This window comes from Dinoroseobacter sp. S124A (assembly GCF_049801015.1).
In the GTDB taxonomy this organism is placed as follows: Bacteria; Pseudomonadota; Alphaproteobacteria; order Rhodobacterales; family Rhodobacteraceae; genus Dinoroseobacter.
This window is the reverse complement of record NZ_JBNAGD010000003.1, coordinates 287,727-311,424: the sequence shown is the minus strand read 5'-3', so window position 1 is coordinate 311,424 and position 23,698 is coordinate 287,727. Positions and strand designations below refer to the sequence as shown.

The window sequence follows — 23,698 nt, the reverse complement described above, 5'->3', positions numbered from 1 at the left end:
CGCAAGCACGCCAGGTCAGGACGAGCGGCGTTTTGTGCGGTGATAGCCGATCTGTGCCCGGGACGCAAAGTTGCTAGAGCGCGACCGTCTTCAACGTATCAGAAGCCGCAGGCGCCTGCAGATGCGCCGGTGCGAAATCCGCAATCGCGGCAAAGAGGTCGCGCCGACGGATCGGTTTCGTCAGGAACCCGTCCATGCCCGCCTCGAGGCACCGGTCTCGATCCGATGCGAAGGCATTCGCCGTCAAAGCCAGGATCGGAACCGGGGGCGCCGTGCCCAATGCCTCGATCTCGCGGATCAGTCGGGTGGCCTCGATCCCGTCGCAGCGCGGCATGGACATGTCCATCAGGATCAGATCGGGCGCTTCGGTGCGGAACTTATCGACCGCCTCAATCCCATCCACCGCAAAGATCAGCCCCGGTTTGACCCGGTCCAGAAGCTTGCCCAGCAGCAGGCGGTTGGTGCGGTTGTCATCCGCGACGAGGATGCGGATGTCCGGCGGGATCTCGGCGATGCCACCAGTTGCCTTGCAAGTACTGGCTGTGGGCGCGGCGTCCACGGGCCGGGTCAGAAAGCGCAGGGTGAAACAGGAGCCTTCCCCCGGGATGGAGGCCACATCGATATCGCCGCCCATTTGCCGGGCAAGCTGTCTCGAGATGGCCAGACCAAGCCCGGTTCCCCCGAAATGTCGGGTCGTCGCCCCATCCGCCTGGGCAAAGGCGGCAAAGATATGCGCGAGCCTGTCCTCGGGGATCCCGATGCCGGTATCCTTCACGGCGATCCGGATCTCGTCGCCCTGAGGGCCGGGCACGGCGGACACCCGGGCGCTCACACCTCCGGACTTGGTGAACTTGATGGCGTTGCCCATCAGGTTGAGAAACACCTGCCGCACCCGCCCGGGATCGCCCATGAACTGGTCTGCGGGCAGATCCTCGAACGTCAGAGAAAGAGACAGCCCCTTTTCCTCGGCCAGCGGATGGATAAGCGCCAAGGCCCCCTGCAATTGGGCGCGCAGATCGAAGGGGATGGTCTCGATCTCCATCTTGCCTGCCTCGAGTTTCGACAGATCAAGAATGTCGTTTATGATCGTCAGCAACGCCTCCCCCGAAGACAGGATCGTCTGGACCGTCTCGCGTTGATCCCGTTGGAGCGCCCCGGACAGGAGAACATCGGACATGCCGATGATCCCGTTCAAGGGTGTGCGGATCTCATGGCTGACCATGGCGAGGAATTGCGCCTTGGCGCGGGCGCCTTCCTCGGCCGCAGTCTTGGCATCGGCCAGCTCTTTCTCGCGCTGCTTGGCCTGGGTAATGTCCCGCTCGATCGCCACCTCGCCCTGCACGATGCCATCATCATCGACCATGGGGGTGATATTGGTCTCGACCCAGATATCCTTGCCGTCCTTGGTCCGGTTGATCAGCTCCATCCGGACGGGTTCATGGATATCCCGCGCCTTGAAGATCGCGGCGATCGCCTCGGTGTCAGTGTTCGGCGAATTCAGCAGCTCGGCCGGAAGCTTGCCCAAGGCCTCCTCCGCCGTATAGCCGGAAACCCGGGTGAAGCTTGCATTGGTGTATTCGATCCGCCCCTCACGGTCTGTCACGATCACGCTGTCATTGGCATTGGCGGCGACCATCGCCAGATGGCGCGCCTCGCGCGTGCGCGCTTCGAGGGTTTGGAAGGACTGGTCCAGCATGTCCTGGCGGTGGATCAGATCCCGCTCCATGGCGATCCGCTTGGTATGGCTGCGCAGAACGAAGCGGATGAAGGTGTAGACCATGTAGCCCAGCATGAGCGTCGCCAGAAAGTCGAAGACCAGCTGCCCATGGCTGCCCCGTCCGGCAAAGCCGTCCAGCGCGAACAGAGACGCAATCGCAATGATATAGATGACGAGGCGTGCCTCAGTCGCCCGCCGGTGAAACGGATAGACCAGCCCTGCATTGATCACCGCACCACACATGTAGACGACCGCGAAAAACCGCGCCTCGGGCCCCGCCGTAGCGCCCCATCCCAGCCAAACGCAGATGGAGATGCTGATCGCCTGGATCGCCGCCGTTCCAACCGACGCGGCCCGGGCCCGCGGCCCGTAGTTTCCGCGCCGCACAAAGGCCCGCAGGGTCAGGCAATCCACGGCCTCCCCCGCAAGGGCGACGAGCAATGCGACAAAACCCAGTTTCGGACTGACAAGCACCCCGAGAATCGCGGCCCCGATGATCGTGAGGACCTGACGTCCGAGAAAATAGGTTAACCGCCCCCGCGCATAGCTCGCGAAACGGCCTTCCGCGCTGATGCGGTCCTCGAATTTCTGACGCGTGTTCAGCGTCTCGCGGGCTGGTAAGAACATGGGCTCCGCCGTTCAGAGCGATCGTGAGCCTTCTTCATCACAGAGAAGAGTTAACAATTTCTGCACGGGTCCCCCCGTCTCAGCCCTCGCTGAGAGTAACGCCTGCCGCCGCCATGGCGCTGCGCGCCGCCGCAAGGGATCCATCGAGATCGATCGCCCGGCACAGGTCCATCCGCACCGTCGTCGCAAAGCCCAGCCGCGCGGCATCGAGGGCCGAGAATTGTACGCAAAAATCGGTTGCAAGCCCGACCAGCGTGACCGCGTCAATACCGCGGGTTTTCAGATACCCGTCCAGCCCGGTGGGCGTCGTCTTGTCATTCTCGAAGAAGGCGGAATAGCTGTCGATGCCCGGGCGAAACCCCTTGCGGACGACCATCTGCCCGGCCTCTACGGCCAGATCGGGATGAAAGGCCGCGCCCGGGCTGCCCTGAATGCAGTGATCCGGCCAGAGGACCTGCGGACCATAGGGCATCTCGATCATGGAGAACGGATCGGCCCCGGGATGGCTGCTCGCGAAAGAGCTGTGCCCCGCCGGATGCCAGTCCTGCGTGAGGACGACCGCCTCGGCGTCTGCCATCAATCCGTTGATCCCCGGCACAATCGCATCCCCGTCGGCCACGGCCAGTGCGCCCCCGGGACAGAAATCGTTCTGAACATCGATCACGATCAGCGCATGGGACATGAGGTTCTCCGGGTTGAGCCACATCCTGCGTAGAAAAGCCGCTGGGCTCCGTCAAGGCGCAGCGCTTGGCAAGCCGCCGTGCAAGGCGCTATAGCCCGCGCCATGTTTGTTGTTGCCGCTCTCTATCATTTCACCCGCTTCGAGACGCCGGATGCCCTGCGTCCGGGGTTGCGTGCGGTTTGCGAGGCGGGCGGGGTCAAGGGCTCGCTCCTGCTCGCGCCCGAGGGGATCAACGGCACCATCGCCGGGCCCCGCGCCGGGATCGATGCGGCCCTTGCCGCAATCCGCGCGCTGCCGGGCTGCGACGGGCTGGTCTGGAAGGAAAGCCAGGCCCCGGAGATGCCCTTTGGCAAGCTGAAAGTCCGCCTCAAGCGCGAGATCGTGACCATGGGTCAACCCCAGGTCGACCCGACCGCCGCCGTGGGCCGCTATGTGCGCCCGGAGGACTGGAACGACCTGATCAGCGCCGAGGATGTGGTCGTGATCGACACGCGCAACGATTACGAGGTCGAGATCGGTACGTTTCGCGGGGCCATCGACCCCAAGACCGAGAGCTTTCGCGACTTCCCCGCCTGGTGGGAAGAGAACAAGACACGCTTTGACAACAAGCGCGTCGCGATGTTCTGCACCGGGGGGATCCGCTGCGAGAAATCGACGAACTACCTGCTTGGCGAGGGGGTCCGCGAGGTTTTCCACCTGCAGGGCGGGATCCTGAAATACCTCGAGGAGGTGCCCGAGGATCAGAGCCTCTGGGATGGCGAGTGCTTTGTCTTCGACAAGCGGGTGAGCGTGGGACACGGGCTGAAACCCGGGCCCTATGGGCTCTGCTATGCCTGCCGCCGACCACTGGCCGCAGATGCGAAATCCCACCCCGCCTATGAAGAGGGCGTGACCTGCCCGCGCTGCGTGGATGAGTATAGCGAGGCCGACCGCACCCGGTTCCGCGAGCGCCAGAAACAGATCCAACTGGCCCGCGCCCGGGGCGAAGAGCATCTGGCCTGAGGGCTTTTCGCGCCCGCCCCCCTGCGCTAGGAGGGCGGCATGGCCCTGACCCTGACCTCTCTGGCGACCCTGCAAGGCGCGGATTTCGACGAGATCATCGATGTACGCTCGCCCGCCGAATACGCCGAAGACCATGTGCCCGGTGCCGTGAGCCTGCCGGTTCTGTCCAATGCCGAACGTGCCGAGGTGGGCACCGTCTATGTGCAGGACAGCCCGTTTCGCGCCCGCAAGATGGGGGCCGCCATGGTCGCGCGCAACGCCGCCCGGCATCTGGAGACCCATCTGGCCGGCAAGGGCGGCGGCTATCGCCCGTTGGTCTATTGCTGGCGCGGCGGGCAACGCTCGGGCTCGTTTACCGGCATTTTGCAGCAGGTCGGCTGGCGCGCGGATGTCCTCAAGGGCGGGTATCAGAGCTATCGCCGCCTGGTGCAGAGCGCGCTTTACGAGGCGGCCTTTCCCTGCCCGGTGCTGCTGCTCGACGGGGATACGGGGTCGGGCAAGACGGACCTTCTGAACCTGCTGCCGCAGGAGGGGTTTCAGGTCATCGATCTCGAGGGGCTCGCCCATCATCGCGGCTCGCTTCTGGGGGCCTATGCCGACGCGCAACCGGCCCAGAAAGGGTTCGAGAGCGAACTCGCTGCCGCGATCACCGCGCTCGACCCGGCGCGCCCGGTGGTGGTGGAGGCCGAAAGCTCCAAGGTCGGGCGGATCAACCTGCCCCCCGCGATCTGGCAGGCGATGAAATCCGCGCCCCGGCTGGTTCTCTCCGTGCCCCGTGCGGCCCGGGCGCGCTACCTGATGCGCAGCTATGCCGACCTGCTGGCGCGGCCCGAGGATCTCGCCGCGCGGCTGGAACCGTTCCGCAAGCTGCACGGCCATGCGCAAGTGGATGACTGGCAGCAGATGGTCACCGAGCAGGCTTTCGAGCCCCTCGCCGACAGCCTGATGGCGGTGCATTACGACCCGCTCTACCGCCGCAACCGCAAGGCAAAGCCCGGCGCGGCGCTGGATCTGGCGCTCTCGCAAACGGCGCTGGACCCCGCAGAGATCGCAAACACGGCGCGTCAGGTCGCGGACGCCTTGCGGTCGCTCAACCGCTAGTCGGACAGGCGCAGACCCGCCTCCGCCGTGATCTCGCCGATCTCGACCACACCCGGCAGGTTCAGCCCCGCAGGCACCGCAGCCAGCAGCCCGCCCGCCGTCTGCGGATCAAAGAGAAGCTTCTGCCGCGCTGTCTGATCGGGCAGATCGGGCAAGAGCGCACGGTTCTCCGGATAGATGGTTGAGCGATAGCCCTGCTCTGCCAGCGCCTCGGCCCCGGCAAAGACCGGCACCGTCGCGAGCGACACGGTGGCCCCCACGCCCGACGCCGCGCAAAGCCGCGCCAGATGCCCCGCCAGCCCGAAGCCTGTTACATCCGTCATGGCATGGGCATGGCGGGCAAGGGCGCGGGCGGTCTCGGCCTGACCCTCGTCGAGCGTGGCCCAGAGCGCGGCGATATCCGCCCCGTCCGCCGCGCCTTGCATCTCGGCGGCCAACAGAACACCGATCCCGATCGGGCGGCTCAGGACCAGACGATCCCCGGGTCGCGCCCCGGCGAGCCCGATCGCGGCGCGGCCTTCGGGGACAAGCCCCGTCACCGTGAACCCCAGTGTCAGCTCGGCGCCGATGCTCGTATGCCCGCCGACAAGATCCGCGCCCACGGCGCGCACGCCCTCCTGCGCTGCGGCAGTGATCTCGGCCAGCATCCCCGCATGCAGCTCGGGCGTGGCGCGGGGCAGGATGATCTGCGACAGCACTGCCTGCGGCTCCGCCCCCATGGCCCAGACATCGCCCAGCGCGTGTTGCAGGGTGATCCGGGTCATCAGGTAGGGATCCTCGACAAAGGCGCGCAGATGATCGGTCGAAATCACCTGTTGGCCCGCTCCGTGACGCAGCAGCGCCGCATCATCCCCGGGGCCGGACAGGGTGTCGGGATGCTGGGGAGCGGGCAGCGTCGCAAGGGCCCCGTCCAGCGCCGACGCCCCAACCTTGGCCCCGCAACCGCCACAGAGCGGCGTATCGCCCAGTGCTGCGCGCAGACTGGGGGGCGCATCCCGGGGCAGGTCCGGCGCGGACATGGCGGGCAAGGTATGGAACTTGTCCATGAACTTGCGGTCGATCCGATCCTTCAACCGCCAGAGCCACCCGCCAGAGCTGCGCATCCCGGCCTTGTCGGCAATCGCCGCCTTGCGCCCGGTGGAGATCAGCTTGAGGTAGTCCTTTTGCGGGCTGTAGCGTTTGCGGGTCTTGCCAGTCAGATCCGCGCGCAGATTGGCCAGCAGGATCGGGGCTTGGCGTACCGCGTACACACCTGCCTTGGGCCGCGGGGCAAAGCCCATATGGGCGCAATCGCCAGCGGCATAGATCCGGTCGTCGGACAGAGAGCGGAGCTGGGTGTCCACGGCGATGAACCCCTCGACCAGCGCCAGCCCGGTCTCGGTCAGCCAGCCCTGGGGCCGCGCCCCGGTCGCCCCGATCACCACATCCGCGCGCAACACCCGCCCATCCTCAAGCGCCACGTGATCCGCCGCGATACGCGCCGCGCGGGCGTTCAGCTCCACGGTGATGCCCTGCGCGGCCAGCTCATCGGCCAGCGCCGCCCGCGTGTGGGGGGTCATGCCCGCGAGGATGTCGACCCCGGCCTCCACCACCGTGACGCGCGCCTCTTCGCCCAGCCGGTGGGCGCAGGCCATGGCCAGTTCGACCCCCGCCACCCCCGCGCCCAGCACGACCACATGGGGCTCGGCGGGCGGATTGGCGGCGAAGCTTTCCCAGTGATCCGCGAAACGCCCCAGGGGCTTGGCCGCCAGCGCATGTTCAGCAAAGCCCGGCAGCTGTGGCAGGCGCGAGGTCACGCCGATATCCAGCGCCGCGATGTCATAGCGCACCGGCGGACGGCCCGGCACATGCACTTCGCGCGCGGCCATATCCAGCCCCTCGGCCCGCCCGAGGATCAGGCGCGCCCCGGCGAACCGTGCGAGTTTCACCAGATCAATCTCGAGATCCCTGCGCGCGTAATGCCCCGCGATATGCCCCGGTAGCATCCCGGAATAGGGCGCGCTGGGATGCGGGTCGATCAGCGTCAGCCGCACCCCCGGTAGCGGGTTCATCCCCCATTGGCGCAGCACCAGCGCATGGGTATGGCCCCCACCGATCAGAACCAGATCACGCGTCAGGGGAAGAGGGCTTTGCATCGGGGCGGGCTCCACTACATTGTCGCGCCAAGGCGTAGCAGCCCCACCGCATCCGTGCGAGGGGCCGAGGTGCCGCAAGAGAGGATCCTCACGATGAATTGGTTGCGCTGGCTGGTCCTGATCCTGTCGGTTTGTGCGGTGGGCCTCGCGGTCTGGCGGCTCGAAGGGGCGCGCGCCGGGCTCGAGATCCGGCACGATGTGGTGGGCGAGACCCCGGTGACAGTCTATCGCACCGCCGGTGCGGATCCGGCGCCGGCCGTGGTGATCGCCCACGGCTTTGCCGGGTCGCGCCAGTTGATGGAGGCCTTCGCCCTGACCCTCGCCCGGGCGGGCTATGTGGCGGTGAGCTTTGATTTCGAGGGGCACGGCCGCAATCCGGTGCCCATGTCCGGCGACGTGACCCGGATCGACGGGACGACACAGCTTCTGATGGCCGAGACAGGGCGGGTGACGGATTACGCCCTGTCCCTGCAAGGGGTGGATGGGCGCGTCGCTCTGCTGGGCCATTCCATGGCCTCGGATGTGATCGTCCGCCAGACGCTGGCCGATCCCCGGGTTTCGGCGACCGTTGCGATCTCGATGTTCAGCCAGGCGGTCTCGGCGAGCGAGCCCCGGCGACTGATCGCCATTTCCGGCGCGTGGGAGGCCGCGCTCCGGGCCGAGGCGCTCCGGGTGCTGCGTCTGGTCGATCCGTCCGCGGAGGAGGGCGAGACCGTGGCATCCGGCGATGTCACCCGGCGGGCCGTGGTCGCCCCGCATGTAGAACATGTGGGCGTGCTCTATGCCGCGACCAGCCTTCAGGCCGCGCGGGATTGGCTCGACGAGAGCTATGGCCGGACGTCCTCAGCGGCTTTGGCAACCACGGGCGGGTGGATCGCGCTCTTGTTGGCGGGACTGGTCGGGTTGGCCTGGCCCCTCTCGCGGCTGGCACCGAAGGGGCTCGCGCAGCCCGCCCCACTGCCCCGGCGAGACTACTGGATGGCACTGGGAGCGGCGAGCATCGTGACGCCGCTGGTCCTGTGGCCCGTGGACCTGAAGATCCTGCCGGTTCTGGTGGCAGACTATCTCGCATTGCATCTGCTCGTCTTTGGCGGGTTGGCGGGCGGCGTGCTGTGGTTGCGCGGCTATCGGCCCGGCGGATGGCATCCATGGGTCGGGCTGGCACTGCTGATCTACGGGATTGCTGTTTTCGGAGGCGCGCTGGACCGCTATGTGGCCTCCTTCATGCCCCATGCCGGACGGATGGTGATCATCCTCGCCATCGCTCTGGGCGCCGTGGCCTATATGCTCGCCGATACCTGGCTGAGCGGTGGCGGAACCGCAGCGCTCTGGCGTCGGATCGTGGCGAAGCTGGGCTTCTTCGTTTCCCTGGCCATCGCGGTTGCGCTGGATCTGGAAGGGCTGTTCTTCCTGTTGATCATCCTGCCGGTGATCGTCCTCTATTTCGTGGTGTTCGGCACGATGGGGGCTTGGCTGGGCCGCCGAACCGGGGCCGTCGGCAGTGTCGGCGTCGCGCTCGGCCTGATCCTCGCCTGGTCCCTCGGGGTGAGCTTTCCGATGTTCGCCCTCTGACAGCCCTCAGGGCGCGCGCCAGGATCCGACCCAGTCCTCGTCACGCCGAAACCGGGCACGCCGATGCAGCTCACGGCCCAGATGCAAGGTCTCGATTTCGGTGATGTCACAGCGCAGGCGCGCTAGATCCGCCGGGTCCGGGCGGATACCAAACTCCGAGGGATGCGCAAGCAACATTCCCGGAGCAGGCACACCGCCATAGACCCGGCGGGCGGCCTCGGACATCGATTGCCACAAGGACAAAACGTCAGGACCGCTGGCTACAGTAGCTATCGTTTTAATACGCACCTGTAAATCAGCTTTTGGCAGCCAGGCGCAAAATGTTACCAGCGGGCAGGATTCTAAGTCTTTGACTTTCTTTGATCTCCGATCGGTGTGGACCTCAAGGACACCCGCACTACGTGCAGCATCACGCAGCACCACAACCCGCGCATCCGGGTGACCATCAGCCCCCACCGTGGCCATGACAGGCGTGCGCAGGGGGCTTTTCGGATCTCGGGTCGCACGGCCGAGCAGCTGCCAGACTTGGTCAAGCGTGCTGTCCAATTCTGTGTACCAATCACTCATATCCTGTCATCTCCAGATAGCCCTGACCGCGATGGCTGCCCTCAAACCGGATCGGGCCTTCCCAATAGGGAAAGAGCGTGTCCATCCAGCTCTGGGCATTCAGCGGCCGGGTTACGATATCGAGCCCACGGCTCGGGATCTGCACGCGCCATTCCGTGGGCACCTGTCGCCCGGCGACCTCGGTGACGCTCTGTTCGGTGACCTGAAACGCGCCATTGGGCAGGGGGGCCGGCGTACCATCCGGCGCGATCCACGTGGCCGCCGTGTAATCGGCCCCCGCCCGATCCCGCAGGCGGAAGCCCATGACCTCGTCACCACCGTCGAGGTGGAGCGAGAACCAGTCCCACCCGGTCTGCCCCTCATCCAGGGGCTGGCTCGACCATTCCCGGTCGAGCCATGCGGTCCCGCTGACCTCCACCGGACCGTCGGGAAGGGTGAGCGTGCCCGTGAGCCGATAGAAGGGCTGCGAATAGTAGTAGCTGGCCTGCCCGCTTGCGGATTTCACCGAGTAGCCCCCCGCCCCTTGCGGCACCAAGGGCCCCTCCGCGTTCAGGGTCATGTCATAGGCGAAGTCGCGCCCCGATGCCGTCAGCCGCAGGGCCGAGATCGCATCGGCCCCCACCGGCGCCAGTCCGGTCATCTGCCAGTCATCGATCCACGCGGCAAAGGGCTCGGCGGTGACCCCGGCCTGCCCGGTGCCATCCCGGGCAAAGCGTTCGGCCACGAAATGACGCTCGGGTGTCGTAAGCCCCGCATGGCCCATCCAGATCTGCGGACTGTCCCAGCCCTCGGTCCGGCGCGGCTCCAGCGCCGAACGAAAGAGCGTCCATTGCAACCCGTAGTCGCGCCCATCCGCGCCGCGCAGATTCGCGGTCAGGTACCACCATTCGATCCTGTAATTCGGATGCGGCCCGTGATCTGTCGGAAAATCAAAGACCGGGTCGGGCGCGGGCTGGGCAAAGCCATCCGCTGTTGTCGACCCAAGCCCGGCGAACCCCTGTCCCAGCGCGGCAACGGGCGCAACGAGCAGGGCAAGGGCCATCCAGAGCGCGCTAACGTTCATTGGCAAACACCTTCAACAGATCCGAGGGCGCCGTGCGCGCCAGCCGCAGCACCGGCCAGGCTGAGGCGAGCAGCGCCGCGGCCAGCGCCAGCACCGCGAGGCGTAGCCAGACGGCGGGGAAGAGATGCATGGGCAACCGCCAGCCAAAGGCCTCGACATTGACGACCGCGAGCAAGGCCCAGGCCAGCACGAGGCCCACGGGCAGGGCCAGCACCGCCGTCAGCGCCGCAAGGAGCGCAGCGCGCATCAGTTCCAGCCCAGCGAGCCGTCGCCGGGTCAGGCCCAGCGCCCAGACCGGCGCCAGCTGGGGCACCCGCATCCGCGCAAGCGTCAGCAGGCTGGTGAGCATGGCAATCGCCGCCACCCCGAGGGTCAGCACATTGAGCGCGGCGGTCACCGTAAAGGTCCGTTCGAACACCGCGAGCGAGATCGCCTTGACCGTTGCCTGATCGATCATCGTGCTGGAGGGCAGGCCGAACTCGCGCTGCAGGGCGGTCATCACCGCCTCCGTCTCGTCCGGCGGCAGGCGCACGGCGTAGCGCAGTTGCGCGGCCTGCGGGAATTGCGCCTCGAAGCGGCTGAGCCCGACCATGACCTGCCCCTGCGGGTTGCCGTAGTCGGAATAGACCCCGACGATCTCGGCCTCCCACGGGCCCGGCAGTGCGAGCCGGTCCCCGGGGCGGAGCCCTTCGCGGCGCGACAATTGCTCGTTGATCAGGATGCCGGACCCATTGGCCACGCGGTTCCAGACCTCCGGGACCGCCGTCAGCAGGGGCCAGTTGTCCCGATAGGTTGGGTGATCCGCCACGCCAAAGATCTCGCCGGGTCCTCCGGGCAGGGCGGCCTCGACGCTCCAGATCGGCAGGATTGCGGTGCTGCGCGGGGCGAGAAAGGCGCGCAGCTCTGCTGCCTCGGCCTCGGAGCGGGCGGTCACGTAGAGCTCGGAGGCGAGGCGTTGATCGAGCCAGCCGGTGAAGGTCAGGCGAAAACTGCCCACCATGGTCCCCACCCCGATATTGGCCGACAACGCCAGCAGCAGCGCCATCAGGGCCAGCGACAGGCCCGGCAATTGCTGCCGCGTATCAGCCCAGAACCACTGGCCCAGTACGGAGCGCGCCCCACGCGCGCCCAATCCCAGCGCGGCCGAGAGAACAACCGGCAGGGCCAGGGCCGCCCCCAGCAGCAGCAGCGCCAGCATCGCAAAGGCCGCCACCAACCCCTGCCCGGCAAAGAGCAGGATGAGACCCAGCAGTATCATCCCCGCCGCCACGCCACCCTGCACCCGCATGGACCGGGCCGAGGCGCGCGCCCAGGCCCGGGGTTGCGCCGGGGCCAGCACCGGCAGGTGCCAGAGCCGCCAGAGGCTCTGCGTCGCCGCCGCGATCGCGCCCAGTACCGAGATGGCGAGCCCGGCAATCCACCAGCTGGGCCGCAGGCTGAGCGCGCCATCCACGCTCGCCCCGTAGAGCCCTTGCAAGGTCGCGGCCACATCCGGCAGAAGCGCCGCCGCAATCGCATAGCCCAAAGCGACACCGATCACTCCGGCCACCAGCGACAGCACCAGCACCTCCGCCGCCAGCAGGCCAACCAGCGTGCGGGCGGGCACGCCCAGCGCGCGCAAGGTGCGAAAGGTCGGTCGCCGCTGCTCGAAGGCGAGGCCGATCGCGGCATGGACGATGAACAGCCCGACCGCAAAGGACAGAAACCCGAAAGCCGTGAGGTTGAGGTGGAAACTGTCCGTGAGCCGGGCGACATCTCCGCGATCCTCGGGCGTGGCCTCCTGCAGGGCGGGGGCAATCTCGGCGAGCGGGCGGCGGGTCAGGGGGTGCTCGGCCCAGACCAGCAGGCGCGTGACCTGCCCCGGACGGTCGAGCACGCGCTGAGCCTGCCCCACATCCATCATCAACGTCCCGGCGGGCAGGCTGGCGGCCACCCGCACCTCCTGCCCCTCGAACCGCGGCCCGAGCTGGGCGGCGAGTTCCGGTGGCGCATAGGCGCGCCCGGCCATGAAGGCCAGCAAGTCCCCCGGCGCGCTCAGATCGACCATCTGGGCCTGGGGCGGCGCGGTGATCGGGTCGATCCCCAGCACCCGGATCACCCCGAGATCCCGGGTGATCCGTCCCTCCAGTACCGGCGACACGCCCCAGCCAGCCCGGCGCAGGGCGATATAGGTCGCCTCGGGGATCGGGCCCGATGGATCCACCAGCTGGTTCAGCTCGTCCTGACCAAGCGCGGCGGCCGCGGTGGCATAGCTCGACCGCGCCTCCGCATTGATCGCCTGCACCCCGGACCAGAGCGCCGTGGCCAGCGCAAGCCCGAGGATCAGGGTCAGGAACTGCCCCGGATGACGCCGCCAATGGGCCATCATCCCCGAAAGCGCGGTGCGCCGCATCAGCTTGTCTGCCCGCGACGCAGATGAACCCGCCGCGCCATCCGGTCGGCCAGACGCTCGGAATGGGTGACCATGAGCAGCGCCGCCTCGGTCTCTTCGACCAGCTCGAGCATCAGCGCCAGCACCGCATCCGCCGTCCCCTCGTCAAGATTGCCAGTCGGCTCATCCGCCAACAGGATCGCCGGGCGCGTGGCCAGCGCGCGTCCGATGGCGACGCGTTGCTGCTGCCCCCCGGACAGCTGTTCCGGATACCGCTGCAGATAGGATGCGAGACCCAGACGCTCGGCGAGTTGCGCCTGCCAGTCCGGATCGTGCCGCCCGGCAAGCCGCGCCTGAAAGGACAGATTGGCCGCCACATCCAGTGCAGGGATCAGGTTGAACTGCTGAAATACGACCCCAACCGTCTCGCGGCGCAGGGCCGCGCGGGCGGTGTCATCCATCCGCGCCACATCCGCGCCCGCGACCTCGATCACCCCCGCATCCGGGGTGTCGAGACCGCCCACCAGATGCAAAAGCGTGCTCTTGCCCGACCCGCTCTCGCCGGTCAGGGCGAGCGTCTCGCCTGCGTTCAGGCCCAGATCGACGCCGCGCAAAACCGGCAGCGGTCCATCGGTGGTCTGATAGGATTTCGTGACACCGCGCAGTTGCAGAACCATGGGGGGTTTCTCCTTCCTCGGCCTACCTAGGGCGCGGTGACCGCTTGTCGCCCGCAGAGCCGGTACGGCCCCGTGATGGCGACCTGTCGCCACGGCGGCAAGCCCCACCCCCGTCAGCGGCCCGGCGGCCCGGGCCAAAACCGCTATATCTTGTTGCAACCGCGTGACATCCCCCCCCAAGGCTTGTATAAACTTAAAGAAAACAACAGGAAGGCTCTCATGGCAGAGACCGCGCAGGCGCCCGAGGATTATGGTGCCGATTCCATTAAGGTTCTCAAGGGCTTGGAGGCTGTGCGAAAGCGTCCGGGCATGTATATCGGTGACACCGATGATGGCTCGGGCCTGCACCACATGGTTTACGAGGTCGTGGATAACGGCATCGACGAAGCGCTGGCCGGTCACGCGGACGCCGTAACGGTCAAAATCCACGCGGATTCGAGCGTTTCCGTGAGCGATAATGGACGCGGAATTCCCGTCGGTCTGCATGAGGAGGAAGGCGTCAGCGCCGCCGAGGTCATCATGACCCAGCTCCATGCGGGCGGGAAGTTCGACAGCAACTCCTACAAGGTCTCGGGCGGTCTGCACGGGGTGGGCGTGTCGGTTGTGAACGCCCTGTCGGACTGGCTGGAACTGCGGATCTGGCGCGACGGCAAGGAGCATTACGCCCGCTTCGAGGGCGGAGTGACCACCGAGCATCTGCGCGTGGTTGGTGATGCCGAGGGCCGCAAGGGGACCGAGGTCCGCTTCCTCGCCTCGACCGACACGTTCTCGAACCTCGAATATGTCTTCAAGACGCTGGAAACCCGTCTGCGCGAGCTGGCTTTCCTGAATTCCGGGGTGCGGATCATCCTCGAGGATGAGCGCCCGGCGGAACCGCTCCGTTCGGACCTGTTCTACGAAGGTGGCGTGCGCGAGTTCGTGAAATATCTCGACCGCTCGAAAACCGCCGTGATGGACGCGCCGATCTTCATGGAAGGTGAGAAGGACGGGATCGGGGTCGAGGTCGCCATGTGGTGGAACGACAGCTATCATGAGACGGTTCTGCCCTTCACCAATAACATCCCGCAGCGCGATGGCGGCACCCATCTCGCAGGTTTTCGCGGTGCGTTGACCCGGACGATCAACTCCTACGCACAATCCAGCGGCATCGCGAAGCGCGAGAAGGTGAACTTCACCGGCGATGACGCGCGCGAAGGACTGACCTGCGTGTTGTCGGTGAAAGTGCCGGATCCGAAATTCTCGAGCCAGACGAAAGACAAGCTCGTCTCCTCCGAGGTTCGGCCCGCCGTTGAGGGTCTCGTCAACGAGAAGCTCGGCGAGTGGTTCGAAGAGAACCCGGCACAGGCCAAGCAGATCGTCGGCAAGATCATCGAGGCCGCGCTCGCCCGCGAGGCCGCCCGCAAGGCGCGGGAACTGACCCGGCGCAAGACGGCGATGGACGTGGCCTCCCTGCCCGGCAAGCTCGCCGATTGCCAAGAGAAGGATCCGGCGAATTCCGAGATCTTCCTCGTGGAGGGGGACAGCGCCGGGGGCTCGGCCAAACAGGGACGCTCGCGGCACAATCAGGCGGTTCTGCCCCTGCGCGGCAAGATCCTGAACGTGGAACGTGCGCGGTTCGACAGGATGCTGTCGAGCCAGGAGATCGGGACCCTGATCACCGCGCTCGGCACCGGGATCGGGCGGGACGAGTTCGACATCTCGAAGCTGCGCTACCACAAGATCGTCATCATGACGGACGCGGATGTGGACGGCGCGCATATCCGGACGCTGCTGCTGACCTTCTTTTTCCGGCAGATGCCTGAGATCATCGAGGGCGGCTATCTCTACATCGCGCAGCCGCCGCTCTACAAAGTCGCGCGTGGCAAGTCCGAGGTCTACCTCAAGGACCAGGCGGCGCTGGAGGATCACCTGATCGCCCAAGGGATCGAAGGCGCCGTGCTGCGCCTGCCCGCAGGCGAAGAGATCGCCGGACAGGACCTTGCCCGGGTGGTCGAGGCTGCACGGCAGTTCAAGCGCATCCTTGACGCCTTTCCGACCCATTACCCGCGCCCGATCCTCGAACAGGCCGCGATTGCCGGGGCGTTCGACCCGGGTCGCGCCGATGACGACCTGCAACAGGTGGCCGATTCCGTGGCCAAGCGGCTCGACCTTGTGGCCGTCGAGTATGAACGCGGCTGGCAGGGACGCATCACGCAGGATCACGGCATCCGGCTGAGCCGCGTGCTGCGCGGGGTCGAGGAGATCCGCACGCTGGATGGCGCGGTGCTCCGCTCCGGCGAGGCGCGCAAGCTGTCCTCGGTCTCGCGTGAAAGCCGCGAGGTCTATCGCGACCCCGCACGCCTGACCCGCAAGGAACGGGATCAGATGATCCATGGCCCGCTCGCCCTGCTCAAGGCGATCCTCGACGAGGGGGAGAAGGGCCAGTCCCTGCAGCGGTACAAGGGTCTGGGCGAGATGAACCCGGATCAGCTCTGGGAAACGACCCTAGACCCCGAGGCGCGCACGCTTCTGCAGGTACAGATCGAGGATGTGGCCGATGCCGATGACATCTTCACCAAGCTGATGGGGGACGTGGTCGAACCGCGCCGCGCCTTCATCCAGCAGAACGCTCTGAGCGTCGAGAATCTCGACTTCTAGACGCAGGTCCGTCGCCACCGAACAGACCCCGCAGTTTCGGCTGCGGGGTTTCTCCTTGCCCGCCCGCTTGAACGTTAAACTAAAGCATTGACCCGACTCGGATCGCGAATTTAACGTTCAAGCAAGGGGCAGCGTATGGTCAGTATCAAGGATATCGCAACGGAGATCGGGGTCACCGCGACCACAGTGTCCAACGCGCTCGGCGGCAAGGGGCGCGTGTCCGAGGACCTCGCCCAACGCATCCGCACCCGCGCGCGCGAGATGGGTTATCGCCCGAGCCTCGCGGGCCGGGCCCTGCAAAGCGGACGCACGGGGATCCTCGGCCTTATCATGCCGGATCTGACCAATCCGCTCTTTCCCCGGATCGCGCAGACCCTGTCGATGATGGCCGATGCGCAGGATATGGGGATCCTGATTGCCGATAGCCGCGGCAGCCCCGCTGAACAGAGCGAGGCCCTGCGCCGCTTGCTGCATCTGGGTGTGGACGGGATGCTTGTCGTGCCTCAGAAAGGTACCTCGCCCGATCCGATGCCCGTCCCGGTGGCCGTGATCAACACCGCCTCGGACCCGCAGAACGCCGTCTCGGCCGACCATATGGGCGGGGGCGCGCTGGTCGCCCGGCATATCCGCGAGATCGGGCATCGCAAGGTGGTCATCCTCGGGGCCGATCCCGTCTCGGAGGTGCAGCGCGACCGCATCGCGGGCATGACCGGAGCCCTGGGCGATGTGGAGCATACCACTGTCTGGGGCGATGCCGGGATCGCGCGCATCCTGCCCCTGATCCGCGACGGGGCGACGGCGATCATGACCACGTCGGATCTGCTCGCCCTGCGGGTGCGGTCCGAGCTCATGCGCGCCGAGCTGTCCGTGCCGGAACAGATCAGCCTGACCGGGTTCGACAATATGGCCTTTTCCTCGGCCATGCATCCAAGCCTGACCACCGTGGCCCAGGATGTCGAGGACATTGCCCGCCGCGCCATCGCCATCATCACCGCGCAGATCGACGGCCAACCGGCCCCCGAGCATGGCGAGACCGTCCCCATGCGGCTCGTTCTGCGCGCCTCGACCGGCATTCCCGCCCTTCCGTCCAACAGGAGACCCTTCCCATGACCAAGACCTTGACCCTCGCGGCCCTGACCGCAGCGCTCGCCGCGAGCAGTGCATCGGCTCAGGACACCCTGACAATCTCTGTCTATTCCTTCGCTCAGGACGCCTACAAAGAAGCGCTCTACGACCCGTTCGAAGAGATCTGCGGCTGCGAGCTGGTGATCGAGACCGGCAACAGCGTGGAGCGGATGGCCAAGATCGAGGCCAATGCCGCCGACCCGGTGATCGACATGGCCGTGATCTCGTCCCATGACGCGCTCAGCCTTGCGCGCAAGGGTCTGCTGGCACCGCTGGACACCACACGGATCAGCAGCTTCGACCGGCTCTACCCGGCCGCGCAGGACCCGATCGGCGACAACATGGCTGTAGGCTATACGTTCTATGCAAGCTCGATCGTCTATCGCTCGGATCTGGTCGAGATCAACAGCTGGGGCGATCTGCTGGGCGAGGAGCTGGCCGGTAACGTCTCGCTGCCGAACATCACCGGGACGCAGGGGCCGCTCACCCTGATGATGCTCGACAAGGCCGCGGGCGGGGATGCCAGCGACTTCACCGCGACGATCTCGGCCATCGGTGAGAGCGCGGATGACATCGTCACCTTCTACTCCCGCTCGTCGGAGCTCGCGCAGCTGATGAACCAGGAGGAGGTGATCGCGGCCCCGGTCGGACGCTTCGCATGGAGCCGGTTCAAAAGCTCGCCCCTGCCCTTTGCCTGGGCCGAGCCTGCAGAAGGTCAGGCGGGCGGCATGAACGTGATGATCATGACCAAGGACAATGGCAACGAAGAGCTGGCCTATAAGCTGATGGATTACTGGCTCTCGGCCGAGGTGCAGACCCGGATCGCCGAAGCCCTGATCGACAGCCCGGCCAATATGGATGTCACGGTCAGCGACGAGGTCGCCTCGAACCTGACCTATGGCGCGGATCTGATCAACTCACTGAACATCCTGCCCCCCGCCGAGATCATCACGAACCGCGATGCCTGGGTGGACCAGTGGAACAGCGAAGTCATCCGCTAAGCACCGCAGGGGGCCGGGCCATGCCCGCGTCCCCTGACCACCCCTGACAGGACGCCCCGCCATGTTTCTCAACCGCACCGAAGGATTGGCCCTCGCCCTGCCGGCGGCCCTCTTCACCTTTCTGGTGTTTCTGGTGCCGGTGGGGATCCTGCTGTCCATCGCCTTCCAGACCGAGGGCGGGGCGTGGAGCCTGCAGGGATACGTGGATTTCTTTGCGCAACCGCTCAACCGAACAGTCTTCCTGCGGACGTTGAAACTTGGCGTGCTGGTGGCGGGGACGGCCGCCGTGATCGGATACGCGGCCGCCTTCTGCATCGTGAACCTGCCCAAGACCGCACGGGGGCGCATCTTTGGCCTCGTGGTGCTGCCGCTGATGATCTCGCCGGTGGCGCGGACCTATGCATGGATCGTCATCCTGGGCCGCACCGGGATCGTGAACGACACGATTGTCGGGCTTGGCCTCTCGGACACACCGATCCGACTGCTTTTTACCGAGACCGCGGTGTTCATCGGCCTGCTGCAACTGTTCCTGCCGCTGATGATCATCTCGCTGGTCTCGGCGATGGAGAACATCCCCAAGGACGTCATCCCAGCCGCACGGGTCCTCGGCGCAAGCTGGTTTCAGGTGTTCTTTCGGATCATCCTGCCGCTGACCCGCGAAGGGCTGGTGATCGGTGGCACGCTGGTCTTCACCGGAGCCCTGACGGCCTATATCACCCCGGCCATCCTCGGGGGGTCCAAGGTCCTGATGCTTGAGACGCTGCTCTATCAGCGGGTGAATGTTTCCAACGATTTCGTCTCGGCCAGCGTCATCGCGATGATCCTGATCGTCATGTCCTTTTCAGCCAATCTGCTGCTCAAGCGGATTGCCTCGCCGGGGAAATAGCCCATGCCGCGCCTTGCCATCTGGCTGATCCTCGGGGTCACACTGACCTTTCTCATCGGCCCCTTCCTGATCGTGATCCTCGCCGGGGCCTCGGCGGGCGAAGCGCTGGCCTTCCCGCCCCAGGGTCTGTCCCTGAAGTGGTACGCCAAGGTCTTCACGGTCGAGAGCTTCCGGGCCAGCTTTGCGCTGTCCATGTTTCTCGCGATCTTCGGCACCCTCGCGGCGCTGCTCTTGGGGATCCCCGCCGCCTATGCGCTGCACCGCTATGACCTGCCCGGCGCCGAGACGATCAAGACCATCGTGGCCGCGCCGATCATCGTGCCGGGCATCATCGTGGGCCTTGCCTTACTGAGGTATTTCGTCGTGCCGCTGAACGTCTCGATCACCCTGGCCCTCTTTGTGACGCACACGGCGCTGGTCATGCCATATGCCGTGCGCGTGGTCTCGTCGAGCCTGAACAACCTGCGCGCGGATATGGAAGAGGCCGCGGTGATCCTCGGCTGCACGCGGCTGCAGGCCTTCACCAAGGTCGTGCTGCCCAATATCCGCGGCGGCATTCTGGCCGCGTTCATCCTTGGCTTCGTGGCAAGCTTCAACGAGGTCCCGGCCTCCCTCTTCCTGTCGGGGCCGGGGGTGCGCACCCTGCCCATCGACATGCTCTCCTACATGGAAATCACCTTCGATCCGTCGGTCGCAGCACTCTCAGCGCTGCTGGCCTTCATGTCCGTTGCCATTGTCTTTATCGCCGAACGGCTGCTGGGGTTCTCACGCTATGTCTGACGCTTTCGTTTCACTTCGGGATCTGACCCTGTCCTATGGGGACACCGTGGCCGTTCCGGACCTCAACCTCGATATCCGCGAAGGAGAGCTGATCGCCCTGCTCGGCCCCTCGGGCTGCGGCAAGACCACGACCATGCGCGCCATTGCCGGACTGCTCAGCCCCAGCGGGGGCCGGATCGAGATTGATGGCCGGGACGTGACGCGCGTGGCCGCGAACAAGCGCGGGATCGGGCTGGTCTTTCAGTCCTACGCCCTCTTCCCCCATCTCAACGCCTTCGAGAACGTCGCGTTCGGACTGCGCCTGCAAAAGCGGCCCGAGGCCGAGATCCGGAGCCGCACCGAGGCCGGGATGGCCACGGTCGGACTGAGCGGGTTCGAGGCCCGCAAACCCGCCGAGATGTCCGGGGGGCAACAGCAACGTCTGGCTCTCGCCCGGTCGATGGTGATGGAGCCCAAGGTTCTCTTGCTGGACGAGCCGCTTTCGAACCTCGATGCGCGGCTCCGGCTCGAGATGCGCAACGAACTGCAGAGGGTGCAAAAGGAGACCGGTGTGACCATGGTCTTCGTCACCCATGATCAGGCCGAAGCGCTCGCGCTGGCGGACCGGATCGTGCTGATGAAGGATGGCGAGATCGAGCAATTGGGCACCCCGGCAGAGCTTTATGCCGCCCCGGCCACGGCCTTTGCCGCTGACTTCATGGGGTTCGAGAACATCTTCGCTGCCCGCGACGGGCGGCTGACCTCCGAGACCGGCGCGCTGCCGCTCGGGTTCGAGGCCCCTGCCCCGCTTCTGGCTTGGCGCCCAAGCGGGGTGCAGGTGGGCAGCGGCCCGCATCAGGGGCGCGTGCGCGCCAGCAGCTTCGCCGGCGGGCACCGGGAATACGTCCTCGACAGCGAGATCGGGGCCATCACGGCGGACGCGCCCATCGAACAGGCCGAGATCCCCATCGGCGGCATGGTTGCCTTCGACCTGCCCCATGCCACGGCCCGGGCGCTCAGCCAATGAGCGCGATCTGGGTGGATACGGATATGGGGTTTGATGATCTTTGGGCGCTCTTGCTCCTGCGGACCCACCGGATCGCCGTGGCCGGGGTTTCGTTGGTCGCCGGGAACGCCCCTCTGCCCCAGGTCGAGGCCAATGCCAGTGGCGCGCAGGAGGCCTACGGTCTGGACATGCCCGTCTTCTCAGGCGCGGACCGCCCCCTGAAGCGCACACCGGAAACCGCCGCGCGCATCCTGAGCCCACTGGGCATGCGCAGTCGGGGACAGACCCTGGCCAAGCCCGCGCGCCCGCCGGTCTTTCCGCCCGCGGGCCCGGCATTGGAGCAGTGGCTGCGCACCCCGCGCCGCGCACCCGAGCGGGTGATCCTGGCCCTCGGCCCGCTGACCAATATCGCGCATCTGCTGAAATCCTCCCCCAAGGCTGCCGCTCGGATCACCCGGCTGGTCTGGATGGGCGGCAGCGACGGGCCGGGCAACCATTCGCCCCGCGCAGAATACAATGCCTTGGCGGATCCCGAGGCGCTCGACACCGTTCTGAACGCGCAGCTGCCCTTGGATGTGGTGGATCTGACACAATGCCGCCAGCACTGCTTTGGCCCAGAGGATGTGCCGGACACTGACCCGCTGAGCCGGGATTTGTTGCTGGGATATCTGGACATTGCCCTGGAACGGGGTCGCAAGGCGATGGCCATCTACGACCCGATTGCCGCCGCAGCGCTGATCTGGCCCGAGCGCTTTCGCTTCGCACCCCGCGCCATGAATGTGTCCCTCTGCAGCGATGACAGCTATGGCGAAACCTCCTTCGCAGAGACCCCCATGTCGCGCACGCGGCTGGTCTCGGGGGGACATGGCCCTCTCGTCAGGGACTGCCTCGCCGCCTTCGAAGGAGGCCCCGCCCATGCCCATTGACGCAGACCTGAACGACCCCGCCTTGCGCCGCCGCGCCGTGCGGGCCGCGCGGCAGGAGGTTCCCTTCGATCTGCTGATCACCGGGGGCACGGTGCTTGATCTGGTAACGGGTGAAGAGCGCGCGGCCGATATCGGGATCGTCGGTGCCCTGATTGCATCGGTTCATGCACCAGGCTCTTCCCCGAAGGCAGAAACCTACGAGGATGCAACGGGTAGGGTCCTGCTGCCCGGGTTGATCGACACCCACATGCATGTGGAAAGCTCGATGGTCACGCCGATGGAATACGCCGCGCATATGGTGCCGCGCGGTGTGACCACGGCCCTCTGGGATCCGCACGAGCTGGCCAATGTCGCCGGGCGTGCGGGCATGGATTATGCCTTTGCCGCCGCGCGCGCGGCGGCGCTGCGGTTCTTGCCGCTTGTGCCGACCTGCGTCCCGTCGGCCCCCGGTTTTGAAACCAGCGGAGCGGATTTCGACGCCGAGACCATTGCCGAGCTTCTGGCCCGGCCCGACACCCATGGCGCCGCAGAGCTGATGACGATGTATCCCCTGCTGACCGGGAACCAGCGCGCTCAGGATATCGTGGCCGCAGGTCTGGCCAGCGGCAAACGGGTCTGTGGGCATGCACGGGGTCTGTCGGGGCGAGACCTGAACGCCTTTGTCGCGGCAGGGGTTGCGACAGATCATGAGTTGATCTCGGGCGAAGATCTGATCGAAAAACTGCGTGCTGGTCTGACGATCGAGCTGCGCGGATCGCATAAACATCTCTTGCCGGAGTTTGTGGATGCGTTGCTGAACCTTGGACACATGCCGCAAACGGTCACGCTCTGTACGGACGATGTGTTTCCCAACGACCTCTATGAACGAGGGGGGCTCGATGACCTTCTGCGCAACCTGATCGCACTCGGGTTGCCACCATTCTGGACCTATCGCGCCGCCTGCTTGAACGCCGCCCTCAGTATTTCGCGGCCTGATCTGGGCCTTCTCGCGCCCGGCCGCCGAGCGGACGTCCTTGTTCTCTCCGACCTGAAGTCCGTCGCCGTGGAGTCCGTTTTCATGGACGGGAAACCTGTCGCAAGGGAGGGTGCGTTTTCAGGAGATCAGAAAAAAGTGGTGCTCCCCGTCGCTCTGACCAACACGGTCAGAGCGCGGGAAACCGTTCCGCGTGATTTCGAGATACTTGCGAGCGGCCCCCAAGTCGATTTGCCAACACTCCGCAAACCCCGGTTTCCGGAACGGGGGCAGCGCCGCTTTGACGTTGCCGAGGGGAACGTGCAGATACCTCCCGATATTCTGCGAATGGCCGTGATCCAGCGGCACTGTCCCGACGCAGAAATTCAAAATGCGCTCCTGGAAGACTGGGGTCCTCTGCGCGGCGCAGTGGCAACATCCGTCTCCCACGACAGTCACAATCTAACGATCTTCGGGCAAACTCCGGAGGACATGTCGATCGCGGCAAATGCAGTTATCGACCAGCAAGGAGGCCTCGCTGTCGCAAGCGCAGGCAAGCTTCTGGCGCGTGTTCCGTTACCTGTTGCAGGACTGCTCAACGAATGTAGCCTGTCAGAGATCGCAGAGTATTTCGTGACTTGGGAAAACGCACTCAACGAGATCACGGAATGGCGGCCTCCGTACTTTGTACTCAAGGCGCTCTTTGGTGCATCACTTGTCTGCAATCCGGGACCGCGTTTGAGTGATCTTGGTATCGTCGAACCATTCTTGACAGCTCGCGAGTAGTTGAGCCCAAGAGGGACCTTTTCTCCGCGACTACGTCTCCGACGATGGAGATCACTTTAAGGCTCAGTGATCCGGCGCCGTAGGGCCATCAGACTTTATCTCAGAA

Annotated in this window: 18 protein-coding genes; 11 read left to right on the top strand and 7 right to left on the bottom strand. The window is 66.0% G+C overall.

The window, feature by feature from the left end; genetic code table 11:
- Positions 1-73 precede the first annotated feature (73 nt).
- Positions 74-2,344, bottom strand: coding sequence for an ATP-binding protein (locus ACP15I_RS09270; protein ID WP_424974844.1), 2,271 nt, complete (start codon positions 2,342-2,344; stop codon positions 74-76).
- A gap of 79 nt (positions 2,345-2,423) precedes the next feature.
- Positions 2,424-3,026 (bottom strand): bifunctional nicotinamidase/pyrazinamidase, encoded by a 603-nt coding sequence (gene pncA / locus ACP15I_RS09265; protein WP_424974843.1) that lies wholly within the window; start codon positions 3,024-3,026, stop codon positions 2,424-2,426.
- A gap of 102 nt (positions 3,027-3,128) precedes the next feature.
- Between pncA and ACP15I_RS09260 the strand changes: the two genes are divergently transcribed.
- Positions 3,129-4,028, top strand: a complete 900-nt coding sequence (locus ACP15I_RS09260; protein ID WP_424974842.1) for a rhodanese-related sulfurtransferase — start codon at positions 3,129-3,131, stop codon at positions 4,026-4,028.
- A gap of 39 nt (positions 4,029-4,067) precedes the next feature.
- Positions 4,068-5,129: a tRNA 2-selenouridine(34) synthase MnmH gene (gene mnmH, locus ACP15I_RS09255; RefSeq protein ID WP_424974840.1), complete on the top strand. Its 1,062-nt coding sequence runs from the start codon at positions 4,068-4,070 to the stop codon at positions 5,127-5,129.
- Here the strand turns inward: mnmH and selD are convergent.
- Positions 5,126-7,264, bottom strand: coding sequence for a selenide, water dikinase SelD (selD, locus tag ACP15I_RS09250; RefSeq protein WP_424974839.1), 2,139 nt, complete (start codon positions 7,262-7,264; stop codon positions 5,126-5,128). The genes mnmH and selD overlap by 4 nt on opposite strands.
- Positions 7,265-7,357: 93 nt before the next feature.
- Here selD and ACP15I_RS09245 point away from each other — a divergent pair, with 93 nt between their 5' ends.
- Entirely contained in the window at positions 7,358-8,836 is a 1,479-nt protein-coding gene (locus ACP15I_RS09245; protein WP_424974838.1) for an alpha/beta fold hydrolase, read from the top strand.
- Between the two features lie 6 nt (positions 8,837-8,842).
- Here the strand turns inward: ACP15I_RS09245 and ACP15I_RS09240 are convergent, their stop codons facing one another.
- Genes ACP15I_RS09240 through ACP15I_RS09225 form a run of 4 tightly spaced genes read right to left on the bottom strand, consistent with a single transcriptional unit; the run spans position 8,843 to position 13,514 of the window.
- Positions 8,843-9,403, bottom strand: coding sequence for a pyridoxamine 5'-phosphate oxidase family protein (locus tag ACP15I_RS09240; RefSeq protein WP_424974837.1), 561 nt, complete (start codon positions 9,401-9,403; stop codon positions 8,843-8,845).
- The gene (locus tag ACP15I_RS09235) at positions 9,396-10,445 is read right to left on the bottom strand and encodes a lipocalin-like domain-containing protein (protein WP_424974836.1); all 1,050 of its coding nucleotides are present in this window, start codon (positions 10,443-10,445) and stop codon (positions 9,396-9,398) included. The genes ACP15I_RS09240 and ACP15I_RS09235 overlap by 8 nt, the downstream gene beginning before the upstream one ends.
- Positions 10,446-10,455: 10 nt before the next feature.
- Positions 10,456-12,858, bottom strand: coding sequence for an FtsX-like permease family protein (locus ACP15I_RS09230; protein ID WP_424974835.1), 2,403 nt, complete (start codon positions 12,856-12,858; stop codon positions 10,456-10,458).
- Positions 12,858-13,514 (bottom strand): ABC transporter ATP-binding protein, encoded by a 657-nt coding sequence (locus tag ACP15I_RS09225; RefSeq protein WP_424974834.1) that lies wholly within the window; start codon positions 13,512-13,514, stop codon positions 12,858-12,860. The genes ACP15I_RS09230 and ACP15I_RS09225 overlap by 1 nt, the downstream gene beginning before the upstream one ends.
- 219 nt (positions 13,515-13,733) lie before the next feature.
- Here ACP15I_RS09225 and gyrB point away from each other — a divergent pair, with 219 nt between their 5' ends.
- The 8 genes from gyrB (at position 13,734) to ACP15I_RS09185 (ending at position 23,592) form a co-directional block, all read left to right on the top strand.
- Positions 13,734-16,151: a DNA topoisomerase (ATP-hydrolyzing) subunit B gene (gene gyrB, locus ACP15I_RS09220; RefSeq protein ID WP_424974833.1), complete on the top strand. Its 2,418-nt coding sequence runs from the start codon at positions 13,734-13,736 to the stop codon at positions 16,149-16,151.
- Between the two features lie 135 nt (positions 16,152-16,286).
- Positions 16,287-17,261, top strand: a complete 975-nt coding sequence (locus ACP15I_RS09215) for a LacI family DNA-binding transcriptional regulator (RefSeq protein ID WP_424974832.1) — start codon at positions 16,287-16,289, stop codon at positions 17,259-17,261.
- On the top strand, positions 17,258-18,277 hold the full coding sequence (locus ACP15I_RS09210; RefSeq protein ID WP_424974831.1) for an extracellular solute-binding protein: 1,020 nt from the start codon (positions 17,258-17,260) through the stop codon (positions 18,275-18,277). Before ACP15I_RS09215 ends, ACP15I_RS09210 begins: the two co-directional genes overlap by 4 nt.
- 61 nt (positions 18,278-18,338) lie before the next feature.
- The gene (locus ACP15I_RS09205) at positions 18,339-19,163 is read left to right on the top strand and encodes an ABC transporter permease (RefSeq protein ID WP_424974830.1); all 825 of its coding nucleotides are present in this window, start codon (positions 18,339-18,341) and stop codon (positions 19,161-19,163) included.
- Positions 19,164-19,166: 3 nt separating this feature from the next.
- On the top strand, positions 19,167-19,943 hold the full coding sequence (locus ACP15I_RS09200) for an ABC transporter permease (protein WP_424966309.1): 777 nt from the start codon (positions 19,167-19,169) through the stop codon (positions 19,941-19,943).
- Entirely contained in the window at positions 19,936-20,949 is a 1,014-nt protein-coding gene (locus ACP15I_RS09195) for an ABC transporter ATP-binding protein (protein WP_424974829.1), read from the top strand. The genes ACP15I_RS09200 and ACP15I_RS09195 overlap by 8 nt, the downstream gene beginning before the upstream one ends.
- Complete coding sequence (locus ACP15I_RS09190) at positions 20,946-21,854, top strand: nucleoside hydrolase (RefSeq protein ID WP_424974828.1); 909 nt, start codon at positions 20,946-20,948, stop codon at positions 21,852-21,854. Before ACP15I_RS09195 ends, ACP15I_RS09190 begins: the two co-directional genes overlap by 4 nt.
- On the top strand, positions 21,844-23,592 hold the full coding sequence (locus ACP15I_RS09185; protein ID WP_424974827.1) for an adenine deaminase: 1,749 nt from the start codon (positions 21,844-21,846) through the stop codon (positions 23,590-23,592). The genes ACP15I_RS09190 and ACP15I_RS09185 overlap by 11 nt, the downstream gene beginning before the upstream one ends.
- The last annotated feature ends 106 nt before the right edge of the window (positions 23,593-23,698 follow it).

Coding starts and splice junctions, on each gene's coding strand:
- ACP15I_RS09270 (WP_424974844.1), bottom strand. CDS start 2,344: ATGTTCTTACCAGCCCGCGAGACGCTGAACACGCGTCAGAAATTCGAG.
- pncA (WP_424974843.1), bottom strand. CDS start 3,026: ATGTCCCATGCGCTGATCGTGATCGATGTTCAGAACGATTTCTGTCCC.
- ACP15I_RS09260 (WP_424974842.1), top strand. CDS start 3,129: ATGTTTGTTGTTGCCGCTCTCTATCATTTCACCCGCTTCGAGACGCCG.
- mnmH (WP_424974840.1), top strand. CDS start 4,068: ATGGCCCTGACCCTGACCTCTCTGGCGACCCTGCAAGGCGCGGATTTC.
- selD (WP_424974839.1), bottom strand. CDS start 7,264: ATGCAAAGCCCTCTTCCCCTGACGCGTGATCTGGTTCTGATCGGTGGG.
- ACP15I_RS09245 (WP_424974838.1), top strand. CDS start 7,358: ATGAATTGGTTGCGCTGGCTGGTCCTGATCCTGTCGGTTTGTGCGGTG.
- ACP15I_RS09240 (WP_424974837.1), bottom strand. CDS start 9,403: ATGAGTGATTGGTACACAGAATTGGACAGCACGCTTGACCAAGTCTGG.
- ACP15I_RS09235 (WP_424974836.1), bottom strand. CDS start 10,445: ATGGCCCTTGCCCTGCTCGTTGCGCCCGTTGCCGCGCTGGGACAGGGG.
- ACP15I_RS09230 (WP_424974835.1), bottom strand. CDS start 12,858: ATGCGGCGCACCGCGCTTTCGGGGATGATGGCCCATTGGCGGCGTCAT.
- ACP15I_RS09225 (WP_424974834.1), bottom strand. CDS start 13,514: ATGGTTCTGCAACTGCGCGGTGTCACGAAATCCTATCAGACCACCGAT.
- gyrB (WP_424974833.1), top strand. CDS start 13,734: ATGGCAGAGACCGCGCAGGCGCCCGAGGATTATGGTGCCGATTCCATT.
- ACP15I_RS09215 (WP_424974832.1), top strand. CDS start 16,287: ATGGTCAGTATCAAGGATATCGCAACGGAGATCGGGGTCACCGCGACC.
- ACP15I_RS09210 (WP_424974831.1), top strand. CDS start 17,258: ATGACCAAGACCTTGACCCTCGCGGCCCTGACCGCAGCGCTCGCCGCG.
- ACP15I_RS09205 (WP_424974830.1), top strand. CDS start 18,339: ATGTTTCTCAACCGCACCGAAGGATTGGCCCTCGCCCTGCCGGCGGCC.
- ACP15I_RS09200 (WP_424966309.1), top strand. CDS start 19,167: ATGCCGCGCCTTGCCATCTGGCTGATCCTCGGGGTCACACTGACCTTT.
- ACP15I_RS09195 (WP_424974829.1), top strand. CDS start 19,936: ATGTCTGACGCTTTCGTTTCACTTCGGGATCTGACCCTGTCCTATGGG.
- ACP15I_RS09190 (WP_424974828.1), top strand. CDS start 20,946: ATGAGCGCGATCTGGGTGGATACGGATATGGGGTTTGATGATCTTTGG.
- ACP15I_RS09185 (WP_424974827.1), top strand. CDS start 21,844: ATGCCCATTGACGCAGACCTGAACGACCCCGCCTTGCGCCGCCGCGCC.